The organism is Pseudomonas cichorii (assembly GCF_015471405.1).
Taxonomy (GTDB): domain Bacteria; phylum Pseudomonadota; class Gammaproteobacteria; order Pseudomonadales; family Pseudomonadaceae; genus Aquipseudomonas; species Aquipseudomonas serbiensis.
Genome location: NZ_BLVZ01000003.1, coordinates 85,278 through 106,504, shown reverse-complemented (window position 1 = coordinate 106,504; position 21,227 = coordinate 85,278). Strand labels below are relative to the sequence as shown.

At 58.5% G+C, this 21,227-nt stretch carries 17 protein-coding genes; 8 read left to right on the top strand and 9 right to left on the bottom strand.

Annotated elements, in window-relative coordinates; translation table 11 throughout:
* Window positions 1–28: 28 nt before the first annotated feature.
* Both JL015_RS04490 and JL015_RS04485 read right to left on the bottom strand, forming a co-directional pair.
* Complete coding sequence (locus JL015_RS04490; RefSeq protein ID WP_236250167.1) at window positions 29–970, bottom strand: DNA/RNA non-specific endonuclease; 942 nt, start codon at window positions 968–970, stop codon at window positions 29–31.
* Window positions 971–1,217: 247 nt separating this feature from the next.
* A complete protein-coding gene (locus JL015_RS04485; RefSeq protein WP_201017596.1) occupies window positions 1,218–2,135 on the bottom strand; it encodes a LysR substrate-binding domain-containing protein in 918 nt (305 codons plus the stop codon).
* A 186-nt stretch (window positions 2,136–2,321) separates the two neighbouring features.
* On the opposite strand from JL015_RS04485, the gene JL015_RS04480 reads away from it, so the two are divergent.
* From JL015_RS04480 to JL015_RS04465, 4 genes are all read left to right on the top strand, one after another.
* The gene (locus JL015_RS04480) at window positions 2,322–3,071 is read left to right on the top strand and encodes an SDR family NAD(P)-dependent oxidoreductase (protein ID WP_201017595.1); all 750 of its coding nucleotides are present in this window, start codon (window positions 2,322–2,324) and stop codon (window positions 3,069–3,071) included.
* A gap of 94 nt (window positions 3,072–3,165) precedes the next feature.
* A complete protein-coding gene (locus JL015_RS04475) occupies window positions 3,166–4,470 on the top strand; it encodes an MFS transporter (protein WP_201001881.1) in 1,305 nt (434 codons plus the stop codon).
* 17 nt (window positions 4,471–4,487) lie between these two features.
* Complete coding sequence (locus tag JL015_RS04470) at window positions 4,488–5,348, top strand: transketolase (RefSeq protein ID WP_201001882.1); 861 nt, start codon at window positions 4,488–4,490, stop codon at window positions 5,346–5,348.
* Complete coding sequence (locus tag JL015_RS04465; RefSeq protein ID WP_201001883.1) at window positions 5,345–6,364, top strand: transketolase family protein; 1,020 nt, start codon at window positions 5,345–5,347, stop codon at window positions 6,362–6,364. The genes JL015_RS04470 and JL015_RS04465 overlap by 4 nt, the downstream gene beginning before the upstream one ends.
* A gap of 223 nt (window positions 6,365–6,587) precedes the next feature.
* Here the strand turns inward: JL015_RS04465 and JL015_RS04460 are convergent, their stop codons facing one another.
* From JL015_RS04460 to JL015_RS04440, 5 genes are all read right to left on the bottom strand, one after another.
* Window positions 6,588–9,743 (bottom strand): efflux RND transporter permease subunit, encoded by a 3,156-nt coding sequence (locus tag JL015_RS04460; protein ID WP_201017594.1) that lies wholly within the window; start codon window positions 9,741–9,743, stop codon window positions 6,588–6,590.
* A gap of 7 nt (window positions 9,744–9,750) precedes the next feature.
* The gene (locus JL015_RS04455; protein ID WP_200985963.1) at window positions 9,751–10,929 is read right to left on the bottom strand and encodes an efflux RND transporter periplasmic adaptor subunit; all 1,179 of its coding nucleotides are present in this window, start codon (window positions 10,927–10,929) and stop codon (window positions 9,751–9,753) included.
* 82 nt (window positions 10,930–11,011) lie between these two features.
* Window positions 11,012–11,749, bottom strand: a complete 738-nt coding sequence (locus tag JL015_RS04450; RefSeq protein WP_201017593.1) for a hypothetical protein — start codon at window positions 11,747–11,749, stop codon at window positions 11,012–11,014.
* Window positions 11,750–11,947: 198 nt separating this feature from the next.
* Window positions 11,948–13,336 carry a heavy metal sensor histidine kinase gene (locus tag JL015_RS04445; protein WP_201017592.1) on the bottom strand — a complete coding sequence of 463 codons (1,389 nt, stop codon included), beginning with the start codon at window positions 13,334–13,336 and terminating at the stop codon, window positions 11,948–11,950.
* A complete protein-coding gene (locus JL015_RS04440) occupies window positions 13,333–14,037 on the bottom strand; it encodes a heavy metal response regulator transcription factor (RefSeq protein WP_201017591.1) in 705 nt (234 codons plus the stop codon). The genes JL015_RS04445 and JL015_RS04440 overlap by 4 nt, the downstream gene beginning before the upstream one ends.
* Before the next feature lie 301 nt (window positions 14,038–14,338).
* On the opposite strand from JL015_RS04440, the gene JL015_RS04435 reads away from it, so the two are divergent.
* The 4 genes from JL015_RS04435 to JL015_RS04420 all read left to right on the top strand — a co-directional run bounded on the left by JL015_RS04435 (window position 14,339) and on the right by JL015_RS04420 (window position 18,584).
* Window positions 14,339–15,508 (top strand): PQQ-dependent sugar dehydrogenase, encoded by a 1,170-nt coding sequence (locus JL015_RS04435; protein WP_201017590.1) that lies wholly within the window; start codon window positions 14,339–14,341, stop codon window positions 15,506–15,508.
* Between the two features lie 322 nt (window positions 15,509–15,830).
* On the top strand, window positions 15,831–16,175 hold the full coding sequence (locus JL015_RS04430) for an antibiotic biosynthesis monooxygenase (protein WP_201017589.1): 345 nt from the start codon (window positions 15,831–15,833) through the stop codon (window positions 16,173–16,175).
* Window positions 16,176–16,254: 79 nt separating this feature from the next.
* On the top strand, window positions 16,255–17,541 hold the full coding sequence (locus JL015_RS04425; protein WP_201017588.1) for an NTP/NDP exchange transporter: 1,287 nt from the start codon (window positions 16,255–16,257) through the stop codon (window positions 17,539–17,541).
* Window positions 17,542–17,675: 134 nt separating this feature from the next.
* Window positions 17,676–18,584 (top strand): AraC family transcriptional regulator, encoded by a 909-nt coding sequence (locus JL015_RS04420; RefSeq protein ID WP_201017587.1) that lies wholly within the window; start codon window positions 17,676–17,678, stop codon window positions 18,582–18,584.
* A 2-nt stretch (window positions 18,585–18,586) separates the two neighbouring features.
* On the opposite strand, the gene JL015_RS04415 is transcribed toward JL015_RS04420, so the two are convergent.
* Together JL015_RS04415 and JL015_RS04410 are read right to left on the bottom strand one after the other, a co-directional pair.
* Window positions 18,587–18,952: a c-type cytochrome gene (locus JL015_RS04415; RefSeq protein WP_236250161.1), complete on the bottom strand. Its 366-nt coding sequence runs from the start codon at window positions 18,950–18,952 to the stop codon at window positions 18,587–18,589.
* Window positions 18,953–18,982: 30 nt separating this feature from the next.
* A complete protein-coding gene (locus JL015_RS04410) occupies window positions 18,983–21,220 on the bottom strand; it encodes a xanthine dehydrogenase family protein molybdopterin-binding subunit (protein ID WP_201017586.1) in 2,238 nt (745 codons plus the stop codon).
* Window positions 21,221–21,227 lie beyond the last annotated feature (7 nt).

Sequence of the window (21,227 nt, the reverse complement as noted above, 5' to 3'; positions counted from 1 at the left end):
CTGTTTCGAGAAAAGTGCAGCGGTCTGCTCAGTAGGGACTGAATTTATAGCTTTTTTTCTTTATGCGGCCGGTGCCACGAATGATGCTATATAGGGGTTTTCTGTCAGCATCGTTTATCCGTGCGCGCTTGTCGCTGTTGTGCTTGGCGCTGATGAGCATGGCGTTGCTATAGGAGGCGGCTCCGCTGGCAGACTTGGGAATCACGTGATCGACCTGAGGCGTCAGGTCATGCCCGCCTTCGACCAGCAGACCCAGTGGCTGGCCCGGTATGCGATATCTGTCGGTGTGTACTGGGTCGTTCGGTGAGTCGCTTATCAGGAATCCGTCATTGAGTACGCGATTGACTGCGCGGATGGTTTCGATCTGTGAACTTGTGAATTCTGAGGCCTGCGCCAGTATCAGGCCGTTGTTCCAATGCTCAAGCGCTTGCGGGTAGTCCTTGACGGCTTTCCACTCTGCATAATCGAGGAAGGCGTATGGCTTGGCTGCGATGGGGAATAGGGGCATGCGTCGATAGGACGGAAAACCTGCGGTACTGAGATAGTCCTTGATATCCCAGCCCAGATTTGTCATTTCGGCAATAAGCGCCAGATATTCAGCCTTCTTGATCGGGTCGGCACCGCTGACGACCGGTACCGGTTTGCTGTGAGTAATAGGCCATGTGTGGGTGCGTCCCGTTTGCAGGCCATTCATGACTCTCACTGTGATCATGAACATTGTGGGCACACGCTGATCCTCGGCAGGGTCAATGGCGTAATCGCAGACGATGGTGACTTCGCAGTTGCCTCCGGCGGCGTTGACCCATATTTCGAGATCACGTTCAAATTGGCGCCAGATGCCGCCAGAGTTGAACGACCCATACATGGGGACCAGATTTCCCGAGTGTTCGGGGCCGCCAAATTCCAGGGCGATCAAATGGCCACGGTGACAGTCCTGATGTCGAGTGTCTGAGACTCCTGCCTCATACATTGAAAGAGGCAAGACATTATTGTCTCGTAGAGTCGGGGTATGCGGTTTGAACCCCGGGGACATCTCTGCGACGAGTCGCTTTACTCGCTGGCGCGTCCCTGCCTTGAAGCTCTCTGGCAGGGCACTGATGAAATTGACGAAACGCATGATCCTTCCTTGGGTGAGCGGATTGCCGAGAGAGTGATGGCAAATCGTACATGTCGCATGGAGAGCGAAGCAAGACAGACTTGCCCGGGCATTGCCTGCCTCAATACGAAAAGTCCCCGCCCAACTCTTCCTGCATCCACTCCAGAAATCGTTTCACCCTTGGAAAGTTGGCATGTGCCTTGGGGAATACCAGATGGTGAGCGGTAATCGGCGCGCTCAACTCTTCGGGCGATACAACCACCAGATCGCCACTGGCCAGATACTTCTGGGCCAGCAGGGTACTTTCCAGTGCAAAGCCAAGACCCTGACTGGCCGCTTCGAGGGCCATGTATGAGCGGTCGAAACTCAATGGATAGGGCTTTTCCGGTCGGGAAAGGCCGTGCCGGGCAAACCATTGTGGCCAGTTGATCAAGGTGGATTCGGACAGGATCAGCGGGCTGTCGAGCAGGTCCGCTGCGCTCTGGACGGGGCTTCTTTCCAGCAGCGCCGGTGAGGCCATGACCGCGATCTGTTCGTTGCGCACCGTGCGCACTTCAAGCGTCGGCCAGTTGGGCAGGCCATGGCGGATATCCACGTCGATCTTGTCGCGGCTGAAGTGCAGGGATTCGTAGGAGCACGACAGGTTCAGCTGGATATCGGGGTGGCTCTGGCGAAACTTTTCCAGGCGCGGCATCAGCCACAGGAAGCCGAAGCTAGGCGCCGAATGCAGCCGCAGGCAGTCCAGGCTGATATCACTGGCAGCCCGTTCGGTGGCCACGGCAAAGCTGTGCAGTATCCCTGAAATCTCCGACAGGTACTGTTCGCCTACAGGCGTCAGGCTCACGCCTCTGGCCGTGCGCAGGAACAACTGGCGACCGATCATCGATTCCAGCTTGGCCAGTTGATGGCTCACAGCCGAGGGCGTCAGGTTGAGCTGTTCGGCGGCGCGCGCCACATTGCCGAAGCGGGCAGTCTGCTCAAAGGCTTGAATGGCCTTGAGCGGTGGCAGATTGAGTGAAGGGTCGCCTGGGGTATGCATGCGGGTATCCGGCCTTGGTCAGCTTTTCTTTGCGTCCAAATATCACCGATTCATTTGCCGAGTGCTGATTTTTTTTCAGCACTTGCTGAAAGTCGCGTTATTGCTCAGGTTCGGGGTGGGGCACAAGCTGGGTCATCGATTCGACTTGGGTCGATCCAATAAAAACAATTCAGGAGAACCCTGCCCATGATTCTTCAAGACAAGATCGCAATCATCACCGGTGCCGCCTCTGCACGAGGTATTGGCCGAGCCACTGCTGTCACTTTTGCCCAACAGGGCGCTCGCGTGGTCATTCTGGACCTGGATGAGTCAGCCGCCCGTGACGCCGCCGCTTCGTTGGGTGAAGGTCATCTGGGGCTTGCTGCCAACGTGGCGGACGAAGCTCATGTCTCTCAGGCAGTCGCCCGCGTTCTAGAGCACTTCGGCCGTATCGACGTGCTGGTCAACAATGCTGGTATCACCCAGCCACTCAAGACCCTCGACATCGGTCGCAGCGATTACGACAAGGTGCTGGATGTCAGTCTGCGCGGCACATTGCTCATGTCCCAGGCCGTGATCCCGGCCATGCGCAAGCAGGCCAGCGGCAGCATTGTGTGCATGTCTTCGGTTTCCGCCCAGCGTGGCGGCGGTATCTTTGGCGGCCCTCACTACAGCGCGGCCAAGGCCGGTGTGCTGGGGCTGGCCAAGGCCATGGCGCGGGAGCTTGGGCCGGACAATGTGCGGGTCAACTCCATCGCGCCGGGCCTGATCCACACCGATATCACCGGCGGCCTGATGCAGGATGAACGTCGTCACGCCATTATCGAAGGCATTCCGCTCGGGCGTCTGGGCGTGGCTCAGGACGTGGCCAATGCGGCGTTGTTCCTGGCCAGCGATCTGTCTTCGTACCTGACTGGCATTACCCTGGATGTGAACGGCGGCATGCTGATTCACTAAACCGGGCGGGCCAATCCTGCCCGTACTGTTCTGTATCGACGATACCGCCGGGTCACGAGCCTGGCGGTCAATAAAAACAAGAGATCAGACCATCATGACAACGACCACCTTGTCTGCGGACGCGGTCACCACCGTGCGTTCCAACGCTTATCGCAAGACCGCCTGGCGACTCATGCCGTTCCTGATGCTGTGCTACCTGTGCGCCTATCTGGATCGGGTCAACGTCGGCTTTGCCAAATTGCAGATGATGAACGACCTGGCCCTCAGCGAAGCGGTATACGGCCTGGGTGCCGGCATGTTCTTCATCGGCTACTTCCTGTGTGAAGTCCCCAGCAACATCATCCTGCACCGTGTCGGCGCCCGGATCTGGATTGCCCGGATCATGATTACCTGGGGCATCATTTCGGGGCTTTTTGCCTTTGTGGAAACGGCCTGGCAGTTCTATGTCCTGCGCTTCTTGCTGGGTGTTGCCGAAGCGGGCCTGGCTCCCGGCCTGTTGCTTTATCTGACCTACTGGTTTCCGTCCTATCGTCGTGCGCGCATGACGGTGCTGTGGTTTGTCGCCATTCCGTTGTCGGGAATGATCGGCGGGCCGCTGTCAGGCTGGATCATGAACAGCTTTGCCGGTTATCACGGCTGGGCGGGCTGGCAATGGATGTTCGTCATCGAGGCCATTCCCACCGTTGTGGTCGGCTTGATGGTACTGGGCTATCTCAAGGACGGCGTGCATCAGGCCACCTGGCTCAATGACGATGAAAAAGCGCTGGTGCTGCGCGAGCTTGAAGAAGACAACAGCCAGAAAGTCGTCCATGAATCCACAGGTGCCTTTATTCGCGACCGGCGTCTGTGGTTGCTGGCGGGCATCTACTTCTGCGTGGTCATGGGCCAGTACGCGATCACCTTCTGGCTGCCGACACTGGTGCGCAATGCCGGGGTGTCCGACCCGTTGCACATCGGTCTGTTGAGCAGCGTGCCTTACATCTGCGCCATCTTCGCAATGTTGTTGATGGGGCGCAGCGGTGACAAGCATCGCGAGCGGCGCTGGCATCTGGTGATCCCGATGATTGCGGGTGCTGCTGGCTTGAGCCTGGCGGCAGTGATGGGCGGAAACCTGCTGTTTTCGATCATGAGCCTGTGCCTGGCTGCTGCCGGAATTCTGTCCGCGTCTTCACTGTTCTGGATGTTGCCCACCACGCTGCTGGGCGGTGTATCGGCGGCGGCTGGAATCGCGGCGGTCAACAGTTTCGCCAACCTTGCCGGTTTCTGTTCCCCCTATCTGATCGGCTGGATCACGACCACTACCGGCTCCAGTGCCATTGGCATGTACTTGATTACCTGCGTGCTGGTCTTTGGTGCCTTTCTGGTTCTGCGTGTCCCGGCTGCCTTGGTCAACCGCTAAGTTGAGGAGTTTCCCGAATGACTGCTACTGATTTACAAACCGGTGCCCTGACACTGGCGCAACGTGCTCATAACATCCGCCGCAATGCCTTGCGCATGGGGCAGGTTCAAGGCCAGGGCTATGTCGGCCAGGCACTCGGCGCTGCCGACCTGCTGGCAGTGTCCTACTTCCACGCCATGAACCTGCGGCCCGAAGACCCTGAGTGGGAGGGCCGGGACCGGTTCTATCTGTCCATCGGGCACTATGCAATTGCCCTGTATGCCGCGCTGATCGAGGCCGAAATCATTCCTGCCGACGAGCTGGAAACCTATGGTGCAGATGACAGTCGCCTGCCCATGTCAGGCATGGCGGCCTATACACCGGGCATGGAAATCACCGGTGGCTCACTGGGCCATGGGCTGGGTATCGCCGTGGGAGCCTGCCTGGGGCTCAAGCGCAAGGCGTCGTCTTCCTTTGTCTACAACCTGCTGTCCGACGGCGAATTGAATGAAGGCTCCACCTGGGAAGCGGTCATGTCCGCCTCCCACTGGAAGCTCGATAACCTGATTGCCATTGTCGACGTGAACAACCAACAGGCCGACGGCCATTCCAGCGAAATCCTGGCGTTCGAGCCTATCGTCGACCGCTGGCAGGCCTTTGGCTGGTTTACCCAGCGGGTCGATGGCAATGATCTGGAGGCGCTGGTCAAGGCCTTCGATGCGGCGCGCAATCACACTGGGTCACAGCCGCGGGTCATCATTTGCGATACCCGCATGGGCAAGGGCGTTCCCTTCCTGGAAACCCGTGAAAAGACCCACTTCATTCGTGTCGACGAGCACGAATGGGATATTGCACTGGACAATCTGGACGCTGGGCTGGAAACCGGGAGAACCGTATGAGCACCTTGAAAAACACCGCTTCCGGCAGCGAAGCGCCGAAGAAACGCCTGACCACCTCGGCCATGATCGCCTCGATTGCCTCCGAAGGGCAGGCAACCCGTCCGGCTCCCTTTGGCCATGCCCTCGCAGCGCTGGCCGATCAGCGTCCGGACATCGTCGGGCTGTCTGCCGACCTGTCGAAATACACTGACTTGCATATCTTCGCCAAGGCTCATCCCGAGCGTTTCTATCAGATGGGCATGGCCGAACAGTTGCTGATGAGCGCCGCAGCGGGCATGGCCCGTGAGGGCTTTGTGCCGTTTGCGACCACCTATGCGGTGTTCGCCTCGCGTCGGGCCTATGACTTCATCTGCATGGCGATTGCCGAAGAGAACCTGAACGTCAAGATCGTCTGTGGCTTGCCGGGCCTGACCACCGGTTATGGCCCGAGCCACCAGGCCACCGATGATCTGGCGATCTTTCGCGCCATGCCGAACCTGATGATCGTCGACCCTTGCGATGCACTGGAAATCGAACAGGCAGTACCCGCCATTGCCGCTCACCAGGGCCCGGTCTATATGCGCCTGCTGCGCGGCAACGTGCCTCTGGTGCTGGACGAGTACGGCTACACCTTCGAGCTGGGCAAGGCGAAAACCCTCAGGACCGGCAACGATGTGCTGATCATCTCCACGGGCCTGATGACCATGCGCGCCCTTGAAGCAGCCAAACAGCTTCAGGCCGATGGCGTGGACGTGGCGGTATTGCATGTCCCGACCATCAAACCGCTGGATGAGCAGACCATCCTGGCCGAAGCCCGTAAACCGGGCCGACTGGTGGTGACGGCTGAAAACCACTCGATCATCGGAGGCCTGGGCGAAGCGGTGGCGGGGGTTCTGCTGCGTAATGGCGTAACCCCGACCTTCCGGCAGATTGCCCTGCCGGATGCCTTCCTGGATGCCGGAGCCTTGCCGACGCTTCATGATCGTTACGGGATTTCAACCAACGCGGTGAGCCAGCAGATAAAGGCCTGGCTCTAGCCAAACAGCGCGCCTGCCTTGCGCAGGCGCGCTCTACAGGCTAATGCCGATCAGTAAAGGCATACATGTCACCTGTGGGAGGGGCCTTGGCCGCGACGACCAACTTACAGGCAACTCATTTTCAGCGCCTGAAACCTGGCTGTCGCGGCCAATGCTCCTCCCTCGGATTGTGATTCCAGCCCCCTATTTTCAAAGTCAGCCGCTTGACTGATTGGCATTAGCTCTACAGGCTGGCATGCCGATGCAAAGGTCGGTTGCCACCCAATTTGCGCATCGCGACATAGAACACCGGCGTCAGCAAAAGCCCGAAGAACGTCACGCCAATCATCCCCGCAAACACCGTAACCCCCATGACATAGCGAACCTCTGATCCCGCACCGGTCGAGTAAAGCAACGGCAGTACCCCCATGATGAATGCCACGGATGTCATCAGGATCGGGCGCAGCCGCAGGCGGCAGGATTCGATGGCGGCCTGGAGCGGTGAGCGGCCATTGAATTCCAGTTCCCGAGCGAACTCCACGATCAGAATGGCATTTTTCGCTGAAAGCCCTACCAGAACCATCAGGCCGATCTGCGTGAAGATATTGTTGTCGCCCTCTGTCAGCCACACTCCGGTGAGTGCCGACAAGAGCGCCATGGGCACGATGAGGATAATTGCCATCGGCAAGGCCAGACTTTCATAAAGCGCGGCCAGTACCAGGAACACCAGCAGGACAGCCAGCGGGAACAGCCACCAGCCGCTGCTGCCCGCAAGAATTTCCTGATAGGTGAGGTCGGTCCACTCGAACGCTATGCCTGGCGGTAGCGTCTGGGCGGCAACTCTTTCCACGGCCTCGCGAGCCTGGCTGCTTGAATAACCAGCAGCGGCGGCTCCACTGACGTCGGCACTGGGGTAACCGTTATAGCGCATTGCCCGTTCCGGCCCATAGCCGGGCTGGATCGACAGCAAGGTTTCCAGAGGAATCATTTCACCACTTTGCGAACGTACCCGCAGTGCTCCGACATCCTCTGCCTGGGCGCGGAACTCGCCATCGGCTTGGGCGCGAACCGTGTAAGTGCGACCGAATTGAGTGAAGTCGTTTACGTAGAGGCTGCCCAGGTATATCTGCAATGTGCTGAAGATTTCATTGACCGGCACCCCCAGTTGCCTGGCCTTGACGCGGTCCACCTCCGCCCGCAATTGCGGAACGTTTACCTGAAAGCTCGAGAACATGCCGGTCAGTTCGGGCGCCTGAGAAGCTGCGGCGATGAAGCGCTTGGAGGCTTCGTCAAGCGCGGCATACCCGAGTGCTGCACGGTCCTCAAGCTGAAGCCTGAATCCGCCAGTCGTTCCGAGACCACGAACGGGAGGCGGGTTGAAAAGAATGATACGGGCCTCTTTGATTGCCGAAAACTCGCGGGCCAGCGCAGCAGAAATTGCCCTGGCGCTATGGGCTTCACCTACACGTTCGTCGAAGGGCTTGAGGTTGATAAAGGCAATGCCCGCATTGGAGCTGTTCGTGAAGCCGTTCACCGACATGCCGGGAAAGGCCAGCGATGCGCGAACATCCGGGTGGCGCAAGGCAATGTCGCTGGCTTGCCTCACGACTTTCTCTGTACGGTCCAGGGTTGCGCCATCGGGCAACTGGATAACCGCAAGCAGATAGGTCCTGTCCTGAGCCGGCACAAAACCGGCTGGCACGGTGCGAAACAGCAGCACGGTGACGCCCACAAGTAGCATGTAGATCAGCAGAAGCGATCCCTTGTGTGTCAGAGCTGTACGCACACTGGTGCCATAACCTTGCGCACCTCTGCTGAACAGCCGGTTGAACCCATGGAAGAATCGACCGAGAAATCGGTCCATGACCCGTGTCAGCCAGTCCTTGGGTGCATCATGGGACTTGAGCAGCAGGGCGGCCATGGCCGGAGACAATGTCAGGGAATTGAAGGCCGAAATCACCGTCGATATGGCGATTGTCAGGGCGAACTGACGATAGAACTGGCCGCTGAGCCCACTACTGAAAGCCAGGGGCACGAATACCGCACACAGCACCAGTGCGATGGCAATGATCGGCCCCGAGACTTCACGCATGGCCTGATAACTGGCCTCCTTGGGCGTCAGGCCTGCCTCAATGTTGCGCTCCACGTTTTCCACGACGACGATTGCATCATCCACCACTATGCCAATGGCCAGCACCAGGCCGAACAACGTCAGGGTGTTGATCGAGAAGCCAAAGGCCTGCATCACGGCAAAGGTGCCAATCACCGATACCGGAACGGCCAGCAAGGGAATGATGGAGGCACGCCATGTCTGGAGAAAGAGGATCACCACGAGCACCACCAGTGCGACCGCTTCCAGCAATGTGGTGGTTACAGCCTCGATGGAAGCGGTGACGAACTGTGTGGGGTCGAAAATAATCCGGTAGTCCACGCCCTCAGGCATCTGCTGTTTCAGTTCGGCCATGATCCGTCGAACTTCGTTACCGATTTCGACGGTGTTGGAGCCGGGAGCCTGTGTCACTAACAGCGCCGCAGCGGGCTGATTATCCATCAGTGCCCTGGCGGCATATTCGGCGCTGCCCAGTTCGATCCGGGCGATATCGCGCAGGTGAGTCACGGCACCGGTGGGGCTGGTGCGCACCACGATATTGCCGAACTCCTGAGTATCCTTGAGACGCCCCTGAACACTGATCGACATCTGTGTAACGACATCGCTGGGGCTGGGGCTGGCACCGATGATGCCTGCCGCCGCCTGAAGGTTTTCCTGGCGGATGGCGGTCACGACATCGATCGGCGCCAGCCCGCGTTCACTCAGCTTCTGAGGGTCCAGCCAGATGCGCATCGCATATTCGCCAGCCCCACGCACCTGAATGCTTCCGACACCCTGAATACGGGTGAGCCGGTCGCGCACATTGAGGATCGCATAGTTGTTCAGATAGGCCATGTCGTAGCGTTCACCCGGCGAATACAGGTGTACCACCATCGTCAGGTCGGGCGTGCTTTTTATGGTGGTTACGCCGAGCCGCTGGACCTCTTCGGGCAATCGGGTTTCCGCTTGCAGGACCCGGTTCTGAACCAGTTGCTGAGCCAGATTCGGGTCCGTTCCCAGCTGGAAGGTCACCGTCAGCGTCAGCAGGCCATCGGTTGTCGCCTGGCTGCTCATGTAGAGCATGTTCTCGACGCCGTTGATGGCTTCTTCCAGTGGCATGGCCACTGTCTGTGCAATGACTTCCGGGCTCGCACCCGGAAACCGGGCACTGACCACTACGGTCGGCGGGGCAACTTCCGGGTATTCGGACACCGGTAGCAATGGAATCGCGACCAGGCCTGCTACGACCACCAATATCGAAAGGACGGCGGCGAAGATGGGACGGTCGATGAAAAACCTTGAAATATTCATCTGGGCTTCAGATCTTGTTGGAGGCGAGGGATGAGCCGTTATCGATAACGGGTTGAGGCGTTACAAGCGCTCCGGGACGCACACGTTGCATACCATCGACAATGATGCGGTCGCCTTCAGCTAGCCCCGAGGTCACGATGCGTTGCGTATCGACCCGTGCTCCAAGCGAGATCTGCCGATAACTGACCTTGTTCTGGTCATCAAGGATAAGTACGTAACGTCGATCCTGATCCGTACCAATTGATCGTTCCTCTACCAGAATGGCCTCACGGGCTTGCACCTGTCCCATTTGCAAGCGGGCGAACTGGCCAGGCACAAGCTGCCCGTCTGGATTTGCCAGCACGGCGCGCATACGCACCGTGCCGCTTTGTGGGTCGATCTGGTTGTCGAGTAACTGCAAGCGGCCTTCGGTGGCCTGGAAGCCTTGGCCGGTGACGCGCACGGGAACATTGGCCAGTTGATCGCGCTGGGAGAATGTATCGAGCGCTCGCACGACCGCCTGCTCGTCTGCGTCAAAGCTCAGGTAAATCGGATCTACCGATACCAGAGTCGTCAGCACAGGACCTTCCGGGCCTGCGGCTACCAGATTCCCCGTAGTGACTTCGCGACGTCCGATCCGACCCGAAATAGGTGCTCGTACCTCGGTGTAGCCGAGGTTTATCTGCGCCAGCCGCAGGTTGGCCTGAGCGGCCTTCAACTGTGCATCAGCCTCCAGCGCCTCGTTTTCGCGCTGCTCCAGAATGTTCTGGGCAATGGCCCGGGCAGGCCACAGTTTTCGTGCTCGCTCGGCCTCACCCGAGGTGTAGAGCTTGCGTGCTCTGGCGGAGGCGACCTGAGCTTCTGCCTGTGCAACTGCGGCGGCATAGACCGCGGCGTCAATGGTCAGCAAAACATCCCCTTGCTTGACCAGTTGACCTTCTTGAAAACGGATTTCCTTGATCTGGCCAGCCACTTGAGGACGTATGAGCACGCGATCAACGGCTTCCAGGCGCCCTGAAAAATCGTCCCAGGTCCGTATCGTGTTCTTTTTTACCTGCATCACGGCGACAGCTACCGGAGCAGCCGCCGCTGCCGGCGGTGTGCTGGAGCCTGACAGCATCGGGGTGTACCAGACTGCAATACCTGCACTTGAAGCAAGGGCGATGAACAACAGGAGCCTGGGTACTCTCGCAACTCGAATGCTCATGGATATAGCTCCGTTGAGGGATTCATGGGACAGGGGGATTAAGGGGAAAAGCGGTAGCGGCGTGCGGATAGCGAACGGGGTATCAACTTCCTCTATTTCTTTCGATCGAACGGCTTTTGAATGGCAAGTGGTGAGTACGGCTGCCCATCGCGTTGACGATGGCATTACACAAGGCCCGCACGAAGGGTACGTAACTCACCTGGCCAGGCTGGCAGGCATTGAGGTCTTGATCGGCATCTATCAGGTGTACCGCGATTTGCCTGGGTAACAAGGACACGAGCGGCCAGCTATTGCGACTGGCATCCACCGGGTATGGGTGACTTGTGGTCGGGCCGATATCGCATGACGTCACAAGCGCTACGCCCATCAGGCAAGCGCCTTCAAGCTGTGAGCGCATGCGTCCTGGACTTTCAAGCGGGCCGAGGTCAGCAGCAATCACAGCTTCATGAATGATCAAGCGACCCTCATCACTCACCTCTACATCGAGTACCACCGCCAGGTATGCCGATGAGTCGTAGTGTGCGGCGATGCCCTGTGCTCTTCCTTTTCGTGAAGGCTTGCCCCAGTGGCCTTTGGCCGCCGCTTCAGTGATGACATGGCGAAGTCGATCGGCATCGAAGGTCGATGGCTTTGAAGCCTTGTCGATCAAGGCAAGCAGATAGTCTTTCTGATCGATACTGCCGCAAGCTGTCCTCTCTGCAACCGAGCGCTGCTCGGCAAATACGGACAGCAGAAAATTTTTCCTGCCCTGATTACTGTCAGGCACGGGTTGCCATTTGAATGGGGTCAGGACGCTATCGTGGGTATCAGGGTGGCTCATATGCGTTTCTCCTTCCGGCTGATGGCAAGAGGTTCTGCCAGACGCTAGCCCCTTCACTGGCACTGATAGCGCGTCTTTCACGCAGGCATCAGAGCAGCAATCATGGGGTTACTTTAGAGAGGAGGAACTGACGTCAGAGTGACTGGCGGCTGACAGGAACATGTCAAACGCCAGTCTGATCAAACCGGGGGGATCGGGTCAGGCAGGTGCCATTCTTGAGGTAGGCGGGTCGATCATTACCGAGAAGCCGAAAGTATTGAGGCCGTTTTCACTTCGTGCAAAAACGATACCGCCATGCATGGACGCAACAGCGCGGACAATGGAGAGCCCCAGGCCGTGATGCGAGTCACTTCGGGCGCGGGCGGCATCGGCCCGATAGAAACGCTCGAACAGGCGCTGCAGATGCGTATTGTCAATGTGCTCGCCCACGTTGGAGACGCTGATCTCGACATGCTTTTCCTTGCGGGCGAGATTGATGGTCAGCGTGCTGGAGACCGGGGCGTATCGTGCTGCGTTTTGCAGGAGGTTGGCCAGGGAGCGGTGAAAAAGGCGCTTGTCTACCTGGATCCGCATGTCGCCGTGAATGGCGAGAACCAGATTCTTTTCTATCAGTACCGGCTCCAGGTATTCCACTGTCTTGGAGGACTCTTCCTGAAGGGAAACCTCACTCAGTTCGGTGATTCTCTCGCCGCTCTCGGCACCTGCAAGAAACAGCATGTCGTTCACGATACCGCCCATGCGCTCCAGCTCTTCGAGGTTGGACTGAAGAAGATCCTGAAGCTCATTGATATCACGATCATGGGCCAGTGCGACCTGGGTCTGGCCTATCAGGTTGGTCAGTGGCGTGCGCAGTTCGTGGGCCACGTTCGCATTGAAGCCTTCAAGTTGTTGCCATGCCGCTTCCTGCCGACTCAATGCACCATTGAACGAGGTCGCAAGCTCTTGCAGTTCATTGGGCAGTGCCGTGGTGTCCAGGCGTTTTTTCGAGTCGCCGGGAGGCAGATTGTTGGCTTGCTGGCTGAGCCTGCGCACCGGTGCCAGACCCACCCGTGCTACCCAGTAACCGACCAGCGCCGCCAGAAGCATTGCCCAGGCCGAGGTCATGATCAGGGTGTGGGTGAACTCCCCCAGCGTAACGCAGAAGGGCATGTAGTCCAGGCCGATGATAAAGCGCAGTTCCGGACGAATCGCCGAGGCCGGAATGGTCTTGATCATCAGGAACATCCGGTTCTTGTCGGCAATATCCATCACTGCCGTACCATCGGGGTGCCTGGACCAGTCCTTGCCGTCCGGCATGGGGCCGCCATAGCTGAAATAGGTGTCACCGGCCAGGACCCAGTGGCGCACACGTTTGTCCGACGGCGTAAGGTCGTCCAGTTTTTTGTGCAGGCCAATCCAGTCTGCGCGGCTCTCGTACTTGGCGACAGCGGGGTCCAGCATGAAATGGCGCAGAGCCAGTTCATTGCTGATCTGGCCCTGAAGCGATTCTTTCAGTGAGTTGCGCAGCAGGACCGCGCTGACCGACATGATGAGCGCCATGGCCAGAGCAAACAGCAGCGCCAGCCGTTTCGAGATCGATAGTTTCATGGTGTGACGCTACTTTTGATGCCTGGGGTTTCGCGCTTTTCCAGTACATAGCCCATGCCGCGCACGGTATGCAGCAACTTGTTTGGATAAGGCGCGTCGATTTTGGCCCGCACTCGCTTGATTGCTACTTCGACTACATTGGCGTCGCTGTCGAAGTTCATGTCCCATACCTGCTCGGCGATCATCAACTTGGAGAGAATTTCACCCTGATGCCGAGCCAGCAGGCTCAGCAGGGCGAACTCCTTGGCGGTAAGGTCCAGGCGAATGCCTCCGCGCATGACCTTGCGGGCTTGCAGGTCCACTTCCAGATCGTCGATATGGATGTGTGTCAGGTCTATCGCATCGCTGCTGCGACGTATCAGCGCCTGGATGCGGGCGACCAGTTCGGCAAATGAAAAGGGTTTGCCCAGATAGTCATCGGCACCTTCCCTGAGCCCCCGGACCCGGTCATCTACAGTGCCTCGCGCGGACAGCATGATGACCGGTGTTTTCTTCTTCTGGCGCAGGCCTTCCAGAACACCGTAGCCATCTTTGCCTGGCAGCATGATGTCGAGAATGATGACGTCGTAATCGATCTCCACGGCCAGATGCAGACCGTCGATGCCATTGCTGGCAATGTCGACGGTATAGCCCAGCTCGCTCAGACCGCGATGAACATAGGAGGATGTCTTTTCTTCATCCTCAACCATCAGCAGACGCATTCTGTACTCCTGGTGCGCAGCCTTGCATGGCAGTCGGCTGCTTCGAATAAGGGGAATTATCAGCATTACAGGGTAGAGGGGATGCATGTCTACAGCCTGACCGCTACCTGACATTTTTGTCAGTAATCGCTGCCTGGCAGCATGACATCAGCAGCAGGCACAGGGGTGTGTGCCTTGCCGGAAAATGACTTTGTCGGTTTGCCGTCAGTTAACTGTCACCTTGCCGTCAGCGACGGAATCTTAAATTCGGGCCTCAATACTCACCCAGTTGTATCGCGTCGTCAGCGAGTCATGGAGCTCTATGAGAAGCTTTGGAAGTAAACGCCCTCGTCATCACCTGATACTCGTCAGCGGATTTCTTGCTCTGATTGCACCGCCATCATTTGCAAAAAGTGCCCCGAATGCCGGCCAGCAGCAACCCAGTATTTCCCGCCCGTTTTCGGTAACGCCGGTTGCCGCATTCAGGGAGCCCTGGGCAATCGCGTTCCTGCCTGATTCCCGGCTTCTGGTCACCGAAAAGGCAGGTCGCCTGTTTATTACCACCCAGGATGGCGTAAAAAAGGAGGTCGAAGGTGTTCCGCAGGTTCAGTACGGCGGACAAAACGGGTTGCTCGACGTCGCGGTTTCACCCACGTTTGACCAGGACTCCAGCATCTACCTGAGTTTTGTTGAGCCGGTAACGGGAGGCAGCGGACTCGCATTGGCCCGAGGCCGGCTGGATGAGACTGAGCAGGGCGCTGCGCTGAAGGATCTGACGGTCATCTGGCGGCAGGAGCCCAAAGCCATGGGGAGTCAGCCGGGCGGGGTCATCGCGTTCTCTCCTGACGGCCAGCACCTTTTTCTGACCTCAGGTGACAGACGCCACCCCGACTCGGCCCAGGACCTGGACTCTGCATTGGGGAAAGTGATTCGTCTTGACCTCGACGGCACGACACCTGCTGACAACCCCATGGCAAGCCGGGGCGGGGTAAGGGCCCAGATCTGGACCAGCGGGCATCGAAACCCTTACGGACTGGCTTTTTCAACTGATGGAAAGCTCTGGCAGCATGAAATGGGGCCCCAGGGTGGTGATGAACTCAACCTGCTGCAAGCAGGGAGAAACTACGGCTGGCCGGTAGTCTCGAACGGCGACAACTACGGCGGCTCGCCAATACCGGACCATGATCAGGACAGACGTCCCGAGTTCGCTGGCCCGGCGCTATTCTGGACCCCGGTCATATCTCCGGCAGGCATGAGTTTTTACAGCGGCCCATTGTTCCCTGAGTGGAACGGCTCTGCGCTGATCGGATCGTTGTCGGCAACCGGCCTCATCCGGGTTTCCATTGATCCGCGCGGCATTGCCAGGCAAGAGGACCGCTGGAACCTCGGCAAGCGAATCCGCGATGTCGCCGTGGCGCCTGATGGTGCTGTCTGGCTGGTAGAGGATGGGACTGGAGGGATGCTGGTCAATCTCAGGCCCGACCATCAGTGATGTACTTATGGCAGGTCTCGCCCGAATGGAAGGGCAATGCGCTGGCGGGATATTTGCCTGGTCGGGTGCTGATTGACTATACCTTCCATGTGCTGGAGCGATGAGCTGTCCCGTCGTTTTGGGCACTCTGCCACTTTGAAATGATTTGTAATCTTTGTTGTTTTTCGGAGCAGGCGAGTAAAACTCCGTTGAATCGAGCAATCAATAGCGCCGATCAGGCAATCGATCAGGCCTTCAGCGCAGGATACTGCGTCAGGCTGCACGGGATCTGAGTTTCTGCTGAGTGATCCTGGCCCCAAAGACTGCCTTTTGGAGACCGCTCATGAGCCTTTCAACTCACGATTCCCTGTTCAGTCAGTTCGTGGAATTCATCGTAGATCCGCTTCACGCTCAGGATCTGGCGGCGGCATTGATTGCTCGCGCTGAACGTTTTACCTGTTTTTATCCGGGATTCATCAGTGCTCACGTCAATGTCAGTGAGGCGGGCGACAGAGTGCTCATGCAGTTTCTGTGGTCCTCCGTAAATCAGGGCCAGCAAGCGATTGAGAAAGCTCAAGCCATAGAGCCGGACCTGTTTCAACTGGCCCGCCAACACCACTCCCGCGCGCTGTTGTTCAGCGCTTTCAATACGGTTGCGCGAGTGCAGGCGCAGCAGGTGTTGTCTTGAGTGCCCACATGACCCGTACAGGATCTTTCGCCATGTCTCTTGTTATTCATTCACCTGTTTCAGCGCTTGGTACCGGGTTTTGATATCTGCCAAGGCATTCAAATGGACAAACGTACAGCCGTCCGAGCGAGCTGCGCTTTTGCTGGGGTTCGCGTTTCATTTCTGCGTCCTGGCCAGCTATTACCTGGTGCGTCCTCTACGTGATGCCTTGGGGCTGGAGGGCGGGGCCGACAAACTGCAATGGCTGTTTACGGCGACCTTCCTGGTGATGCTGCTGATGGTCCCGTTATTTGGCGCATTGGTTTCCTGCCTGCCTGCGAAGCGTTTCGTGCCTTTGATCTATCGGCTCGTTGCGTTGACGATGCTGATATTCGGTGTGCTGATTGCCAACCGGGTTGCGCCAGTCAGAGTAGGGCAGGTGTTTTTTGTCTGGATCAGCGTCTACAACCTGTTCATCGTCTCCATTTTCTGGAGTGTGCTGGTAGATCGATTCTCCAGCGAGCAAGGTCGACGACTGTTCGGCTTCGTGGCGGCGGGAGGAACCCTGGGGACTTTCGTCGGCCCGTTACTCGCTGCGGGAATGGCGACCAGGCTAGGGCCGCTGGCATTGACCTTTGCAGCGGCGTTGCTGCTTGAACTGTCCGTGCGTTGCTATCGGGGGCTTCTGTCTCGCACCGAGGCGCAATCCATAAGCCCGTTGCAGAGTGAGCGAAGCATGGGCGGCAGTGTGCTGGCGGGCATCACGCTGATTTCGCGCTCGCCTTATCTGCTGGGGCTGGTCTTGTTCATGCTCTTGCATACCACGGCAGCCACTTTCCTGTATTTCGAGCAGGGCCGGATTGTTGCCGGCAGTTACTCGGATGTGGGCAGCAGAACCCGGTTCTTTGCCATCATTGATCTGGTCGTGTCAGCGCTGACCCTGATTTTCCAGCTCTTGCTGACGGGGCCGCTGATCCGGCTGGTCGGTGTCGGTGGCGCGCTGATCTCGCTGCCGCTGGCGACCATCGTGGCGTTTACTGCAATGGCCATGGCTCCCGTTCCTGCGACTGTTGCGTTGGCGCAGGGCTTGCGTCGCGCCATCGAATTCGCCGTGGTGCGTCCAGCCCGTGAAGTGCTCTGGACCGTCGTCACCCGCGAGGAAAAATACAAGGCAAAGAATGTGATCGAAACCCTGGTGTACCGGGGTGGCGATGCGGCCAGTGGCTGGCTGTCCGTTGGTTTGACGGCGTTGGGCGCAGGTTTTGGCGCTTTGGCCATCGTCATCGTGCCCGTCGCTGGTCTGTGGGGCGTGTTGTGCCTCTGGCTATCCAGACGGCACCGGGAAAGGGCGTCTGTCGACACCCAGATAACCCATGAGAAATCCTGATTTTCAGGTCGTGCAGCAAGCCTCGAAATGGCTTGAGCAAGGCCCGGCATACATTGTCCGCATTACTGATGGAGTTGTTCGTGGCCAGTTATAGACCTGCCAGTTATAGACCTGATAGTGCCAAGGAGTCGAACGTGCAGTCTTCTTTCGAAAACAATCAGACCAGCAGCGATACCAGCCAGCTCGCCCACGTGGTGAGCCAGCTGCTGCGCAGTGAAGGGGACCTGGTCACCGCGATTCCCGGCCTGAGCCTGCATCGGCGCAAGGCCGCTACGTTGCCAGTGCATTGTATTTACGGCTTGGGGATCGGTGTGACGTTACAAGGCGGCAAGCAGGCCATTGTCGGGGATGAGGTGCTCGCCTATGACCCTGGCCAGTCGATGGTGACCAGCATCGATTTGCCGGTGTTCTCGAATGTCACCAAGGCCAGCGTTGCCAAACCGTTCTTGGGCATGATGCTGACCTTCGACAGTGCCACGGTCATGCAGGTGGCCGAGCGCATGCAGTTGTCGCCGCGCATGAAAGACGACGAGTTTCGTCCGATTACCGTACAGGCGCTGGACGCCGGCGTACTTGATGCGTTGAGACGTCTGGTCGATCTGCTTGGTGAGCCGGATTTACTGGCGTCCATTGCTCCGCTGATCAAGGAAGAGATCATCACTCGTCTTCTGAATGGCGCGCATGGCCCGCAATTGCTGCATATCGTGGCTGCCGGTTCGCCCAGAAATCACATCGCCAGAACGGTTGCCTGGCTGAAGCTGAATTTTCGGGAAACCCTGCGTATGGACGATCTGGCGGAACATGCCCATATGAGCCCATCGACTTTTCGCCAGCACTTTCGGTCCGTCACGGGGATGAGCCCGTTGCAGTACCAGAAGCAATTGCGGCTGCAAGCGGCCCGGCAGTTGATGCTGAGCCAGAATATCGATGCGAGCCGCGCCAGCGGGTTGGTGGGTTATGAAAGCTCGTCGCAGTTCAGTCGTGAATACAGCCGATTGTTTGGCGCACCGCCGCAGCGGGATATCAAGCGGATGCGTGTGTGATGCTAGGGTGCGCCATCCAGTAGCCACTGCGCGATCGACTTCAGATCGGCATCGGAAACCTGGGCTTGCGGGGGCATCGACATCGGTCCCCACTTGCCGGTGCTGCCCGATTTGATACTGGCGGCTATTTGCTCTGCTGTCGTGTTGCCGTCGCTATACTTTTGCGCGATTTCCTTCCAGGACGGGCCAACGACCCTTGCAGCGGGCTGGTGGCAGGCGGTGCAGACATAGCGCTGGGCCAAAGCCTGGCTGGCTTGGGCCTGTGCTGGCAACAGGAGGCTGGCAACTGCCCCTAGAGACATGACCAGTACGGCAATCATGACGCCTTGCGGTTTGTGCGCAGATTTCGGGTTCAGATAGTAGGTCAATTGGTTTTCTCTCTATTGATCAGCATTCGTTTACGCGAGTTTGAAAGGCAGCTCACGCAGCGGTTTGCCAGTGAGCCGGGCAATGGCGTTGGCGAAAGCCGGTGCGAGAGGGGGGAGGCCAGGCTCACCGATTCCTGTCGGCGGCTCGGCGCTCGGCACGACATGTACAGCGAACTCAGGCATGTCAGTGATGCGCGGCACGCTGAAGTCTGCAAAATTGCTTTGCTGCACTTCTCCGTCTTTCAGCGTGATTGCGCCGCCTGGCAAGCACATCGACAGGCCCATGACGGCTGCACCTTGTACCTGGGCTTCCACGCTGCGCGGGTTGACCGCGAGGTTGCAATGCACGCCAGCCGTGACATGGTGCAGCACCGGTTGCCCGTCACGTACCGAGGCTTGTACTACGTAGGCGACAATCGAACTGAAGGACTCATGCACGGCCACTCCCCATGCACGGCCTGCGGGTAGTTGAGCCTTGCCATAGCCGCTTTTTTCCACCGCCAGTTGCAGGGCGGCACGGTGGCGTGGGTTTTGATCGGCGAACAGGTGCATCCGATACTCCACAGGGTCCTGGCCGGTTGTCCGTGCGATTTCATCAATCAGTGTTTCCATCACGAAGGCGGTGTGAGTGGAGCCCACACTGCGCCACCATAAAACCGGAACGTTGAGCTTCGGATGGTGCACGGTCAGGCGCATGGGGAACGGATAGGGATCACGCATGCCTTCCGTTGCGGTCCTGTCGATGCCGTTCTTTACCATGCCGCTGAACATGGTATCGCTGGTGATGGACTGCCCGACCAGAACATGGTCCCAGGCCAGCACGTTGCCTTTGTCGTCAAAACCGATATGTGCGCGGTGCAAATGCATGGGGCGGTAGTAGCCACCCTTTATATCGTCCTCGCGACTCCAGAGCGTACGCACTGGTACATTCAGACCTGCTGTCCGGGCTGCCTTGGCCACTTCACACGCGAGTACAACGATGTCGCAACTGTGCAGGCCACGCCGACCGAAGCCACCGCCAGCGATCTGTACATTCACGTTTACCTGCTCAGGCTTGAGGTCAAGAGCGCGTGCGGCAGCCGCATTGTCTGTGCCGGGAAACTGGGTGCCCACCCAAAGCTCGGCGCGCTTTTCAGAAAGCTGGACGGTACAGTTCAACGGCTCCATGGGCGCGTGGGCCAGGTACGGGAACACAAACTCCGCCTGCAATTGATGCGGCGCTGTTGCCAGCGGCGTCATGTCGGCCTCGAAGCTTCGCGGGCCGGGGCGCTCTGCCAGCTCTCGGTACGAAGCCAACTGCTTTTCGCTGTCTACCTTTTCGAGGTTTGCGGTATCCCATTGCAGCTTGAGTGCATCGCGTCCCTGTCTGGCTTGCCAGTAACCGTCAGCCACCACCGCCACGCCTTCTGCGCCGCGATCGAGCGGAATACGCAGCACGGCTTTTACGCCTTTCACTGCACGAGCTGCACTGTCATCCACCGAGCTAAGCCGGGCACCAAAGATCGGTGGGCGCGCGACCACGGCGGTGAGTTGTCCAGGCAGGCGCATGTCGATGCCAAAATCCTGCTGGCCACTGCTTTTGGCCTTGGCGTCGATACGTGTTGTTGCACGGCCGATGATTCTGAAATCCTTGGGGTCCTTGAGCGTGACTTTTTCCGGTACGGGCAATGCCATTGCGGCTTCGGCCAACTCACCGTAGCTCGCCTTGCGGCCACCCGGCCCGATGACCATTCCTGACTGTGTGTGCAGGCTTGTCACGTTTACCTTCCAGCGCGTGGCTGCTGCCGTGAGCAACATGGCGCGTGCTCGTGCGCCCAGTTCGCGGTACTGGAGGTAGCTGTTCTTGATTGAATTCGAGCCGCCGGTAAGGTGCATGCCGAAAGACGGGTCTTGATAGGCTGCGTCGCTGTTGCCGTTGCGACTGCGCACCAGGCTCCAGTCAGCATCGAGTTCTTCGGCCAGAATCATTGGCAGGCCGGTTTGTACGCCCTGGCCAAACTCCAGCCGGTTGATGGTCACCGTCACTTCACCGTTGGAGGCAATCTGCACAAAGGCCGACGGCTGTTGCGAAGGTTTGAGAGGTGCCGGGCCAGTGCTGCCGCTTTCTGCCATTGCCCAGTGGGGAAAGGCACCGATGGCCAGCCCGCCGATACCGGCCATTTTCAGGAAATTGCGTCGTGCCAGCATGACCGGTTCGCGCTTCTGGTCACGTTCAAGCAGGTGTTGCAGCGCACGTGGCAGCTCATCCGGGACGGTTTCGTTGAACATGATGAAA